This is a genomic window from Roseomonas sp. SRI_022 (genome assembly GCF_057586215.1).
In genome coordinates, this window is record NZ_JBYCZL010000011.1 from 124,332 (window position 1) to 136,962 (window position 12,631).

Below are 12,631 nucleotides of genomic sequence, written 5' to 3' on the forward strand. Positions count from 1 at the left end.
GACGTCACGCTGCGCGTCGGCCCGGCCCGGGTCTTCGCCGGCAGCGAGGAGCCCGAGGCGCGCATCTTCGCCGGCGGCACCGCCTCGGACATGCCGATCGAGGTCGGCGGCCAGGGCTTCATCCCCGGCTTCACCGAGCAGATGGACGGCATGTCGCCGGGCGAATCGCGCGACATCGACGTGGTGTTCCCCGGCGACTACGGCTCAGCCCAGCTCGCCGGCCGGCATGCCCGCTTCACCATCACCGCCAAGGCGCTCAAGACCCGCGTCGCCAAGCCGGTGGATGACGAGCTGGCGAAGGCCGTCGGCATGGCCGACCTCGCCGCGCTGAAGGAAGCGATTCGCGGTTCCCTGCAGCGCGAATACGATGCGCTGTCGCGGCTGAAGCTGAAGCGCGCGCTGCTCGACAAGCTGGCCGACCAGGCGTCCTTCCAGGTGCCCGAGGGCATGGTCGAGGCCGAGTTCGCCCAGATCTGGCAGCGCGTCGAGGCCGACCTCAAGGCCGGGCGCCTGGATGAGGACGACAAGGGCAAGGACGAGGAGACGCTGAAGGCCGAGTATCGCGGCATCGCCGAACGGCGCATCCGCCTTGGCCTGATGCTGTCGGAGATCGGCCGGACCAACAACATCCAGGTCGGCCAGGACGAGATGGGCCGCGCCGTCCAGCAGGAGGCGATGCGCTATCCCGGCCAGGAGCAGCAGGTGCTCGACTTCTTCCGCAAGAACCCGCAGGCCGCCGAGAACCTCCGCGCCCCGCTGTTCGAGGAGAAGGTCGTGGACTTCATGCTGGAACTCGCCAAGGTCACCGAACGCCAGGTGAGCCCCGAGGACCTGAACGCCGCCGCCTGAGTAGGCGATCCCGGGGCCGCCACAGGCGCGCCCCGCCGGGAGATTCGACAGGGGGCAGCCAGCTTGGCTGCCCCTTTTTCATGCATTGCGTCGCCTATTCATCCTCCGCCGGGCGCCTTCCGAAGTAAAAGCATGGGTTTCATCAAGGCCGCCTTGCGCGGCCGGCCGGGCCTCGCCTACATCGGAAGACAGAACACGAGCGGCCGATCGGGCCGTCGATCAAGGGGAGAGTTTGACGGGTGTCTGATGCCATCCTGGAAACGGTGGGACTGACGAAGGAATTTCGCGGCTTCGTGGCCGTGAATGATGTGAGCCTGTCGATCCGCCGCGGCACCATCCACGGCCTGATCGGGCCGAACGGTGCCGGCAAGACCACCTGCTTCAACCTGCTGACCAAGTTCCTGCAGCCGACGCGCGGGACGATCCGCTATGACGGTCGTGACATCACCGGCATGAAGCCGGCCGAGGTGGCGCGGCTGGGCCTGGTGCGGTCGTTCCAGATCTCGGCCGTGTTCCCGCATCTCTCGGTGCTGGAGAATGTGCGCGTGGCGTTGCAGCGCTCGCGCGGCGGGTCCTTCGATTTCTGGCGTTCGGACTCGCTGCTGCGCAGCTACGACGACCGCGCGCGGGAACTGCTCGAGGATGTCGGGCTGTCCTCCTATGCGAACCTGACGGCGGGCGAGCTGCCCTATGGCCGCAAGCGGGCGCTGGAGATCGCGACGACGCTGGCGCTCGATCCGGTGATGATGCTGCTGGACGAGCCGACCGCGGGCATGACGCATGATGATGTCGGGCGCATCGTGCAACTGATCCGCCGCGTCTCGGCGGGACGGACGGTGCTGCTGGTGGAACACAACCTGACGGTCGTTTCCGGCCTGTGCGACTTCATCACCGTGCTGGCGCGCGGCCGTGTCCTGGCCGAGGGCGACTACGCGACGGTCGCGCGCAACCCCGACGTCATCGCTGCCTATCTCGGTACCGAAGCGCCCACGGAGGCCGCCCATGGCTGACACCCTCGCCACCCTGCCGATGGCGGCGCAGGACGGTGGCACCCCGCTGATGGCCGTGCGCGGGCTCGAGGCCTGGTACGGCGAAAGCCATGTCCTGCACGGGGTCAACATCGACATCCGCGAGGGTGAGGTGGTCACGCTGCTCGGGCGCAACGGCGCGGGCAAGACGACCACGCTGCGGTCCATCATGGGCGTGGTGCCGAAGCGTTCGGGTTCGATCCACTATGCGGGGCGGGAACTGGTCGGCGCGCGGTCGGACGTGATCGCCCGCGCGGGCATCGCCTATTGCCCCGAGGAGCGAGGCATCTTCGCCTCGCTCGACGTCACCGAGAACCTGATGTTGCCCCCGGTGGTGCGCCCCGGCGGCCTGCCGGTCGATGAGATCTACGAGCTGTTTCCGAACCTGAAGGAACGCGCGCGCAGCCAGGGCACCAAGCTGTCGGGCGGCGAGCAGCAGATGCTCGCCATCGCGCGCATCCTGCGCACCGGGGCGAAGCTGCTGCTGCTCGATGAACCGTCCGAAGGGCTTGCCCCGGTCATCGTGCAACAGATCGGCCACACCATCCGGGCGCTGAAGCAGCGCGGCTTCACCGTGCTGCTGGTCGAACAGAACTTCCGTTTCGCGCAGACCGTCGCCGACCGCCACTACGTCATGGAACACGGCAAGGTGGTGGACATGGTCCGCAACGAGGACCTCGCCGGGTCCATGTCCCGCCTGCAGGAATATCTCGGCGTCTGACGCCGGACAGGGAAGGGAATGATCACGATGGCGCTTGACCGTCGCACGCTGCTGACCGCCGCCGCCGTGCCGCTCGTCGGCGCCTTGCCTTGGCGGAGCGCCCATGGCCAGGCCGCGAACACCATCAGGATCGGCGTCCTGAACGACATGTCGGGCATGTATCGCGACATCTCGGGCCAGACCTCCGTCGCCTGCGCCCGCGCCGCGGTGCAGGAATTCGCGGGTCGTGGACTGAATGTCGAGGTGCTGTTCGCGGACCACCAGAACCGCCCGGATGTCGGGGTGAACATCGCCCGGCAATGGATCGACCGCGACGGCGTGGACGTCATCCTCGACGTCACGACGTCGTCCGTCGCGCTGGCCGTGAACGACATCTGCCGGGAGAAGAACAAGGTCCACATCAACAGCACGGCGGCGACAAGCGACCTGACCGGTGCGCGCTGCTCGCCCAACACGGTGCACTGGACCTACGACACCTGGATGCTGGCGAAGTCCACCGGCGGCGCGATGGTGCGCGCGGGCGGGGACAGCTGGTTCTTCATCACCGCGGACTACGCCTTCGGCCATGCGCTGGAACGCGACACCGGCAACTTCGTCCGCAATGCGGGCGGCCGGGTGCTGGGGCAGGTCCGCACGCCCTTCCCGGGCACCACGGATTTCTCGTCCTTCCTCGTGCAGGCGCAGGCGTCGCGCGTGAAGGTCATCGGACTGGCCAATGCCGGCACGGACACCACGAATTGCGTCAAGCAGGCGGCGGAATTCGGCATCACGCGGCGCGGCATCAAGCTCGCCTCCCTGCTGATGTTCATCAACGACGTGCATTCTCTCGGGCTGCAGACGGCGCAGGGGCTGGTGCTGACCGAGACCTTCTACTGGGACCTCAACGACGGCACGCGTCGCTTCACGGAAAAGGTGCGTTCCGCCATCGCGCCCAACATGCCGGCGATGACCCATGCCGGCTGCTATGCCGGCGTGGTGCATTATCTCAAGGCGGTTGCCGACATGGGCGTGGCCGCCGCGAAGGCGGATGGCGCCGCGGCGGTCGCCCGGATGAAGGCGATGCCGACGGAAGATGACTGCTTCGGCCGCGGCAGCATCCGCGCCGATGGCCGCAAGATCCACCCCTCCTATCTGTTCGAGGTGAAGGCTCCGGGGGAGAGCCGGGGGGCCTGGGACTACTACAAGTTGCTTGGCACCACGCCGGCCGACGAAGCCTTCCGGCCTGTCGCCGAGGGCGGCTGCACGATGGTGCGTTCCTGATGCCGTTCTACAAGGAGACTACGCCATGACCCCCACCCGTCGCAGCGTGCTTGCCGCCGGCGCCGCCGCCGCCTCCTGGGGCGCCTTGCCCGCCTCGCGCGCCCGCGCCCAGGCCGCGAACACCATCAAGATCGGCGTGCTGAACGACCAGTCCGGGCTGTATCGCGATCTCTCCGGCCCCGGCTCCACCGCCTGCGTGCGCCAGGCGGTACAGGAGCTCGGCGCGCTTGGCTTCAATGTCGAGGTGATCCAGGCCGACCACCAGAACCGGCCTGATGTCGGCTCCAACATCGCGCGCCAATGGGTGGACCGTGACGGTGTCGATCTCGTCATCGACGTGCCGACCTCCTCCGTCGCGCTCGCCGTCGCCGGCATCGTGCGGGAGAAGAACAAGGTCTACATCAACAGCACTGGCGCGTCGTCCGACCTGACGGGCGCGCAGTGCAGCCCGAACACGGTGCACTGGACCTACGACACCTGGATGCTGGCGAACAGCACGGGTGGCGCGATGGTGCGCGCGGGTGGCGACACCTGGTTCTTCATCACCGCCGACTACGCCTTCGGCCATGCGCTGGAACGCGACACTGCGGGCTTCGTGCGCGCGGCCGGCGGGCGGGTGCTGGGACAGGTGCGGACGCCCTTCCCGGGCACGACCGACTTCTCCTCCTTCCTCGTGCAGGCGCAGTCCTCGCGCGCCAAGGTGATCGGCTTGGCCAATGCGGGCGGCGACACCATCAACTGCGTGAAGCAGGCGGCGGAATTCGGCATCACGCGCCGCGGCGTGAAGCTCGCCGGGCTACTGATCTTCATCACCGATGTGCACTCGCTCGGGCTGCAGACGGCGCAGGGGCTGGTGCTGACGGAATCCTTCTACTGGGACCTGAACGACCGCACCCGCGCTTTCACGACGCGTGTGCGGCCATCCATGCCGAACACCGCGCCGCCGACGATGGCGCAGGCCGGCTGCTATGCCGGCGCGCTGCACTACCTCAAGGCGGTGAAGGAGATGGGCGTCGCGGCGGCCAAGGCCGATGGCGCGGCGACCGTCGCGCGCATGAAGGCGATGCCGACCGATGACGATGCCTTCGGCCAGGGCACCATCCGTGTCGATGGCCGCAAGGTGCACCCCGTCTATCTGTTCGAGGTGAAGAAGCCCGAGGAGAGCCGCGGCGCCTGGGACTACTACAAGGTCCTGCAGACCGTGCCTGCCGACCAGGCCTTCCGTCCGCTCGCGGATGGCGGCTGCTCGCTGGTCCGCAGCTGACCGAGACGACCGGGGCGGGCGGGGAACAACCCCGCCCGTTCCACCGATGATGACACCAGGGAGAGAAGAATGACCGAGTTGAACCGCCGCAGCCTTCTTGCCGCGGGCGCCGCCTTCGGCGCGCTGCCGCTGCACCGTGCCCGGGCCCAGGCCGCCAACACCATCAAGATCGGCGTGCTGAACGACCAGTCCGGCCTGTACCGGGATGTGAACGGCCCGGGTTCGGTGTCCTGCGTACGCCAGGCCATTGCCGATCTCGGCGCCGCCAATCGCGGCCTGAATGTCGAGGTGGTGGTGGGCGACCACCAGAACCGCCCCGATGTCGGCGTGAACATCACCCGCCAGTGGATCGACCGCGACGGCGTCGACATGATCATCGATGTGCCGACCTCCTCGGTCGCGCTGGCGGTGAACACCGTCGTGCGGGAGAAGAACAAGGTCTACATCAACTCCTCGGGCGCGACCTCGGACCTCACGGGCTCAGCCTGCTCGCCGAACACCATCCACTGGACCTACGACACCTACATGCTCGCCAAGAGCACGGGTGGCGCGATGGTGCGCGCGGGTGGCGACAGCTGGTTCTTCATCACCGCGGACTACGCCTTCGGCCATGCGCTGGAACGCGACACCTCGAACTTCGTGCGCGCCGCCGGCGGGCGCGTGGTCGGTGCGGTGCGCACGCCGTTTCCGGGCACGACCGACTTCTCGTCCTTCCTGGTGCAGGCGCAGGCGAGCCGCGCGAAGGTGATCGGCCTCGCCAATGCGGGTGGCGACACCATCAACTCGATCAAGCAGGCCGCCGAGTTCGGCCTGACGCGGCGCGGCGTGAAGCTCGCCGCATTGCTGATGTTCATCTCCGACGTGCATTCGCTCGGGCTGGAGACGGCGCAGGGTCTGGTCTGCACCGAGACCTTCTACTGGGACCTCAACGACCGCACCCGCGCCTTCACGCAGCGTGTGCTGCCGTCCATGCCGCAGGGCCTGCGGCCGGGCATGGCGCAGGCAGGCTGCTATTCGGGTGCGATGCATTACCTGAAGGCCGTGCTGGAACTCGGCGTCGCCGCGGCCAAGGCCGACGGCGCGGCGACGGTCGCGCGCATGAAGCAGATGCCGGTGGACGACGACGCCTTCGGCGCCACCTCGATCCGCGCGGACGGGCGCCGGATCATGCCGGCCTATCTGTTCGAGGTGAAAGCGCCGGGCGAAAGCCGTGGCGCGTGGGACTACTACAAGCTGCTGCAGACGACGCCGGCGGACGAGGCCTTCCGCCCGCTCGCCGAAGGCGGCTGCTCGCTCGTGCGCAGCTGATACCCCACTGACGATCCCCGGGCGGGGCAACGACCCCGCCCGGCAATAACGACAAAGACGCAACGTCCTACGGAGGTCTCGCCCGATGTTCCCAACCCGCCGCAGCCTGCTCGCCGCCGGTGCCGCCACGGCCGCCATCGCGCCCCTGTCGCGCGCTCGCGCCCAGGCGAACACCGTGCGCATCGGCGTGCTGACCGACATGTCCGGTACCTATCGCGACAATACCGGCCCGACCTCGGTCGCCGCGACGCGGGAAGCGGTGGCGGAATTCGGCACCAGCCACGGCTTCACGGTCGAGGTGCTGGAGGCCGACCACCAGAACCGCCCCGATGTCGGATCCAACATCGCGCGGCAATGGTACGACCAGGGCGTCGATCTCATCCTTGACGTGCCGACCTCCTCGGTCGGGCTCGCGGTCACGCAGATCGCGAAGGAGAAAAACAAGGCGTACATCAATGTCGGCTCGGCGACGGCCGACCTGACCGGGCCGGCCTGCGCAGCGACGACGCTGCATTGGGCCTACGACACCTACATGCTGGCGAAATCGACCGGCGGGGCGATGGTGCGCGCGGGCGGCGACAGCTGGTTCTTCATTACTGCCGACTACGCCTTCGGCCATGCGCTGGAACGCGACAACGCGAATTTCGTGCGCGCCGCGGGCGGGCGGGTGCTGGGGCAAGTGCGCACGCCCTTCCCGGGGACGACGGATTTCTCCTCCTTCCTGGTGCAGGCTGCGGCCGCGCGGCCGAAGGTGATCGGCCTCGCCAATGCCGGTGCGGACACCGCGAACTGCGTGAAGCAGGCAGCGGAATTCGGCATCTCCCGGCGCGGCATCAAGCTCGCGGCGCTGCTGCTGTTCGTCAACGACGTCAACGGCATCGGGCTGCAGACGGCGCAGGGGCTGGTCTGCACCGAGAGCTTCTACTGGGACACCAACGACAAGACGCGGGCCTGGACGCAGCGCGTGGTGCGCCGCACGCCGACCAACTATCCGAACATGATCCATGCCGGCTGCTATTCGGCGGCGCTGCATTTCCTCAAGACTGTCTCGGCGATGGGCGTGACGGCGGCCAAGGCCTCGGGCCTCGACCTCGTGAACCGCATGAAGGCGACGCCGTCCGAGGATGACTGCTTCGGCACCGGCACCATCCGGGTCGATGGGCGGCGGCTGATCCCCTCCTTCCTGTTCGAGGTGAAGGCGCCGTCCGAGAGCCGCGGCCCGTGGGACTTCTACAAGCTGCTGCAGACCACCCCGGCGGCGGAGGCATTCCGCCCGCTCGCCGATGGAGGCTGCCCGCTGGTCCGCACCTGACGACGGACCCGCCACCGTACATTGCGCGAAAAGACGCAACGGCAACCCAAGGGAGGAAGAACAGTATGACCGATATAAGTCGCCGGACCGTGCTTGCGGCCGGCGCGGGGCTTGGTGCCCTGCCATTGTCGCGGGCGCGTGCGCAGGCGGCGAACACCATCAAGATCGCCCTGCTGTGCGACTTCTCCGGCACCTATCGCGACGTGACCGGACCCAACGAGCTCGCCTGCGTCCGGCAGGCCGCCGCGGAATTCGCCAATCGCGGCTTCAACATCGAAGTCGTCTACGCCGACAACCAGAACCGCGCCGATGTCGGGTCCAACATCACGCGCACCTGGTTCGACCGCGATGGCGTCGATTGCATCGTGGATGGTGGCGCGTCCTCGGTCGCGCTCGCGGTCAACGACGTCGTGCGGGAGAAGAACAAGGTCTATGTCAATTCCTCCTCGGCGACGTCGGACCTGACGGGGCGGGCGTGTTCGCCGAACCTCGTGCACTGGACCTACGACACCTACATGTTGGCGAAGTCCACCGGCGGGGCGACCGTGCGGGCGGGCGGCGACAGCTGGTACTTCATCACCGCCGACTACGCCTTCGGCCATGCGCTGGAACGCGACACGGCGACCTTCGTCCGCGCCGCGGGCGGGCGCGTACTCGGGCAGGCGCGGACGCCCTTCCCGGGGACCTCGGATTTCTCATCCTTCCTGGTGCAGGCGCAGGCCTCCCGCGCCAAGGTGATCGGGCTGGCCAATGCCGGCAGCGACACGATCAACTGCATCAAGCAGGCCTCGGAGTTCGGCATCACGCGACGGGGCATGAAGCTCGCCTCGCTGCTGATGTTCATGCCCGACGTGCATTCCCTCGGCCTGGAGCAGACACAGGGGCTGATCTGCACCGAGACCTTCTACTGGGACCTCAACGACCGCACGCGCGCCTTCACCCGGCGCGTCGCGGCCAACCTGCAGCCGAACGTGCCGCTCTGCATGAACCATGCGGGGGGATATGCCTCGGTGCTGCATTACCTGAAGGCGGTTGCCGACATGGGCGTGGCGCGCGCCAAGGCCAATGGCGCGGAGGTCGTCGCGCGGATGAAGGCGATGCCCTGCGACGACGACTGCTTCGGCCCGGGCCGCATCCGCGAGGACGGGCGGAAACTGCACCCCGCCTATCTTTTCGAGGTGAAGGCGCCTTCGGAGAGCCGCGGCCAGTACGATTACTATAAACTGCTGCAGACGACCGCCGGGGACGAGGCCTTCCGCCCGATGGCCGAAGGCAATTGTTCGCTGGTGCGTGGCTGAACAGGACAGGGTGCCCGGCGGGCAGGGGGCGCAGAATCCCACCCGCCGGACGCCGGCAGGCAACAGGGAGAGAATAGGGTCATGGACATCAACCGTCGCAGCCTTCTCGCCGCGGGTTCCGCCGCCGCGGTGGCACCGGTCTCACGCGCCCGCGCCCAGGGGCAGACCATCCGCATTGGCGTGCTGACCGACATGTCGGGACCGTACCGCGACACCACCGGGCCGGGCAGCGTGGTGATGACGCAGGCCGCCGCCGCCGAGATGGCCAATCGCGGCTTCACCATCGAGGTAATCTCCGCCGACCACCAGAACCGTCCCGATGTCGGGGCGAACCTGGCGCGGCAATGGTACGACCAGGGCGTCGATGCCGTCGTCGATGTGCCGACATCCTCGGTCGCGCTGGCGATCAATCAGATCGCGCGGGAGAAGAACAAGGTCTTCCTCAATTCCGGGGCGGCGACCTCGGATCTGACCGGGGCGCAGTGCAGCCCGAACACGGTGCACTGGACCTACGACACCTGGATGCTCGCCAAGGGCACCGGCGGGGCCATCGTGCGCACCGGGGGTGACAGCTGGTTCTTCATCACCGCTGACTACGCCTTCGGCCACGCGCTGGAACGCGACACGGCGAATTTCGTGCGCGCGGCCGGCGGGCGGGTGCTCGGCCAGGTGCGCTATCCCTTCCCATCGACCACCGATTTCTCGGCCTTCGTGGTGCAGGCGCAATCATCCCGCGCCAAGGTGCTGGGTATGGCGAATGCCTCCACCGACACGGTGAACACCATCAAGGCGGCGCGGGAATTCGGGCTGCACCGGTCCATGAAGCTCGCGGCGCTGCTGATGGGGGTGATGGACATCCACGCGCTTGGGCTTGAATCGGCGCAGGGGCTGCTGCTGACCGAATCGTTCTACTGGGACCTGAACGACAGGACGCGGGCGCTGACGCAGCGCGTGCGGGCGGCCAACCAGAACCGCCCGCCCGCCATGGTGCCGGCCGGCTGCTATGGCGCCACGCTGCACTACCTCAAGGCCGTGGCCGACATCGGCGCCGCGGCCGCCAAGGCCGATGGCCGCGCCGCGGTCGCGCGCATGAAGGCGATGCCGACCGATGATGATGCCTTCGGCCCCGGCCGGATCCGGGAAGATGGTCGCAAGATCCACCCGGTCTTCCTGTTCGAAGTGAAGAGTCCGGGTGAATCCCGCGCACCCTTCGATTACTACAAGGTTGCCGCCACCACCCCGGCGGAGGATGCCTTCCGCCCGGTCAGCGAGGGCGGCTGCTCCCTCGTGCGTTCGTGACAAGGACCTGATCGTCGATGCTCGAATTCCTCGAGACCATTACCGGCGTACCGACGCCGCTGCTGTTCGGGCAATTGTTGCTCGGGCTCATCAACGGCGCCTTCTATGCGATGCTCTCGCTTGGCCTCGCGGTGATCTTCGGGCTGCTCAACATCATCAACTTCACCCATGGCGCCCAGTTCATGATGGGCGCCTTCGTGGCCTGGATGCTGCTCGCCTGGGCAGGGCTCGGCTATTGGTGGGCGCTGGTGCTGGCGCCGCTGATCGTGGGTGCCACCGGCGTCATCATCGAACGTCTGATGATCAGTCGATTGTACAAGCTCGACCATCTCTACGGCCTGTTACTGACCTTCGGCATCGGGCTGATGATCGAAGGCGTCTTCCGCAATGAGTTCGGCTCCTCCGGCCTGCCGTATCGCATCCCGGCGGAACTGGCGGGGGCGTGGGACCTCGGCTTCATGTTCATGCCGATCTATCGCGGCTGGGTGGTGCTGTTCTCCCTGATCATCTGCCTCGCCACCTGGATCGTGATCGAGAAGACGCGCCTTGGCGCCTATCTTCGCGCCGCGACGGAAAACGCGGCGCTGGTGCAGGCCTTCGGCGTGAACGTGCCGCGCATGATCACGCTGACCTACGGGGCGGGCGTCGCACTCGCCGCCCTGGCCGGCGTGCTGGCGGCGCCGATTTACTCAGTCAACCCGCAGATGGGCACCAACCTCATCATCGTGGTCTTCGCCGTGGTCGTGATCGGCGGCATGGGCTCGATCCTCGGTTCCGTGCTGACCGGCTTCGGCCTCGGCGTCGTCGAGGGACTGACCAAGGTCTATTGGCCGGAAGCCTCGGCCACCGTCATCTTCGTCATCATGGCGATCGTGTTGCTGACGCGACCCGCCGGACTTTTCGGGAGGGCCTGAGCCATGGCATCCGAGACCACCGCCGGGCCGATCCCGTCCACCGCCGGAGAGGCGCAGGGCTTCCTGGGCTACAGCCGGGCGCAGTTCGTCGCGCTGATCATCCTGGTCGCGGCGCTGATCGCCGGGCCTTACTTCCTCTATCCCGTCTTCCTGATGAAGCTGCTGTGCTTCGCGCTGTTCGCCTGCGCCTTCAACCTGCTGATCGGCTATGTCGGGCTGCTGTCCTTCGGCCATGCCGCCTATTTCGGCATGGGCGGCTACATCGCCGGCTATACCGCCAAGGCCTGGGGCTTCACGCCGGAGGTCGCGGTCATTGCCGGCGCGGCCGTCGCCGGCATCCAGGGCTGGATCTTCGGGTGGATCGCCATCCGCCGACAGGGCATCTACTTCGCCATGATCACCCTCGCGCTGGCGCAGATGGTCTATTTCGTCTGCGTCCAGGCGCCCTTCACGGGCGGTGAGGACGGCATCCAGGCGATCCCGCGCGGGCGGCTGTTCGGCGTCATCGACCTCGGGCCGGACATGACGATGTACTGGTTCGTCGCGGCGGTGTTCCTCATCGGCTTCCTGATGATCCACCGCATCATCCATTCCCCCTACGGCCAGGTGCTGAAGGCGATCCGCGAGAACGAGCCGCGCGCGACCTCCCTCGGCTACCGCACCGATGACTACAAGCTGGTGGCCTTCATCCTGTCGGCGACGATCGCCGGCGTGGCGGGTGGGGTGAAGTCGCTGGTCTTCGGCATCGCGACGCTGACCGACGTGCATTGGTCCATGTCGGGCGAGGTGGTGCTGATGACGCTGGTCGGCGGCCTCGGCACCGTCTTCGGGCCGATGGTCGGTGCCGCCGTCATCGTGACCATGCAGAACTACCTGGCCGAGATGGGCGCCTGGGTCACGGTGATCCAGGGGGCGATCTTCGTCGCCGTGGTGCTCGCCTTCCGCCGCGGCCTGGTGGGTGAGATCGGCAACCTGCTGCGGGTGAAGCTGTAGGGCAGGGGTCCGGAGGGGCGCCGCCCCTCCGGATTCACCCCCGGCGCGCCAGCAACAGGCCCGCCGCCACGTGGTACAGGATCGCGGGCCACAGCAGTGGTCCGCCCAGCGCGCTGAACAGCGCAATCACCGCCAGCGGCACCGCCACGAGGGGTTGGAACAGCAGGATCGCGCGCCGTGCCGTCGCGTTCGGCCAGCGCCAGCACGCCGCCGCGAAGGCGATCAGCCCCAGACCCGCGACGCGGCCCAACATGACGACGCCTGCCGGCAGGTCATGGCCGAGGATCAGCCACGCCACGAAGGATGGGTTTGCCGCCAGTGCCAGGCCGGTCAGCGCCTCGACCCCAACCGCAATGGCGTAGAACTGCATCGCCGGCAGCCTCAC

11 protein-coding genes and 1 pseudogene are annotated in these 12,631 nt (G+C 67.7%); 11 read left to right on the forward strand and 1 reads right to left on the reverse strand.

Annotated elements, in window-relative coordinates; all coding sequences use genetic code 11:
* Positions 1 to 66 precede the first annotated feature (66 nt).
* From tig to AC2YHJ_RS13235, 11 genes and pseudogenes are all read left to right on the forward strand, one after another.
* Positions 67 to 849 (forward strand): annotated as a pseudogene (gene tig, locus AC2YHJ_RS13185) (trigger factor); the annotation flags it as partial.
* A gap of 239 nt (positions 850 to 1,088) precedes the next feature.
* On the forward strand, positions 1,089 to 1,859 hold the full coding sequence (locus AC2YHJ_RS13190) for an ABC transporter ATP-binding protein (protein ID WP_487396521.1): 771 nt from the start codon (positions 1,089 to 1,091) through the stop codon (positions 1,857 to 1,859).
* Positions 1,852 to 2,598 carry an ABC transporter ATP-binding protein gene (locus AC2YHJ_RS13195; RefSeq protein WP_487396522.1) on the forward strand — a complete coding sequence of 249 codons (747 nt, stop codon included), beginning with the start codon at positions 1,852 to 1,854 and terminating at the stop codon, positions 2,596 to 2,598. The genes AC2YHJ_RS13190 and AC2YHJ_RS13195 overlap by 8 nt, the downstream gene beginning before the upstream one ends.
* A gap of 27 nt (positions 2,599 to 2,625) precedes the next feature.
* Positions 2,626 to 3,858, forward strand: a complete 1,233-nt coding sequence (locus AC2YHJ_RS13200; RefSeq protein ID WP_487396523.1) for an ABC transporter substrate-binding protein — start codon at positions 2,626 to 2,628, stop codon at positions 3,856 to 3,858.
* Positions 3,859 to 3,883: 25 nt separating this feature from the next.
* Entirely contained in the window at positions 3,884 to 5,122 is a 1,239-nt protein-coding gene (locus tag AC2YHJ_RS13205; protein ID WP_487396524.1) for an ABC transporter substrate-binding protein, read from the forward strand.
* Positions 5,123 to 5,191: 69 nt separating this feature from the next.
* Positions 5,192 to 6,430, forward strand: coding sequence for an ABC transporter substrate-binding protein (locus AC2YHJ_RS13210; RefSeq protein WP_487396525.1), 1,239 nt, complete (start codon positions 5,192 to 5,194; stop codon positions 6,428 to 6,430).
* Between the two features lie 85 nt (positions 6,431 to 6,515).
* A complete protein-coding gene (locus AC2YHJ_RS13215) occupies positions 6,516 to 7,742 on the forward strand; it encodes an ABC transporter substrate-binding protein (protein WP_487396526.1) in 1,227 nt (408 codons plus the stop codon).
* 65 nt (positions 7,743 to 7,807) lie between these two features.
* Positions 7,808 to 9,040 (forward strand): ABC transporter substrate-binding protein, encoded by a 1,233-nt coding sequence (locus tag AC2YHJ_RS13220; protein WP_487396527.1) that lies wholly within the window; start codon positions 7,808 to 7,810, stop codon positions 9,038 to 9,040.
* Between the two features lie 81 nt (positions 9,041 to 9,121).
* Positions 9,122 to 10,339 (forward strand): ABC transporter substrate-binding protein, encoded by a 1,218-nt coding sequence (locus AC2YHJ_RS13225; protein WP_487396528.1) that lies wholly within the window; start codon positions 9,122 to 9,124, stop codon positions 10,337 to 10,339.
* 17 nt (positions 10,340 to 10,356) lie between these two features.
* The gene (locus AC2YHJ_RS13230; protein ID WP_487396529.1) at positions 10,357 to 11,253 is read left to right on the forward strand and encodes a branched-chain amino acid ABC transporter permease; all 897 of its coding nucleotides are present in this window, start codon (positions 10,357 to 10,359) and stop codon (positions 11,251 to 11,253) included.
* Positions 11,254 to 11,256: 3 nt separating this feature from the next.
* Entirely contained in the window at positions 11,257 to 12,246 is a 990-nt protein-coding gene (locus tag AC2YHJ_RS13235; protein WP_487396530.1) for a branched-chain amino acid ABC transporter permease, read from the forward strand.
* 34 nt (positions 12,247 to 12,280) lie between these two features.
* Here AC2YHJ_RS13235 and AC2YHJ_RS13240 read toward each other — a convergent pair whose 3' ends face one another.
* A complete protein-coding gene (locus tag AC2YHJ_RS13240) occupies positions 12,281 to 12,631 on the reverse strand; it encodes a hypothetical protein (RefSeq protein WP_487396531.1) in 351 nt (116 codons plus the stop codon).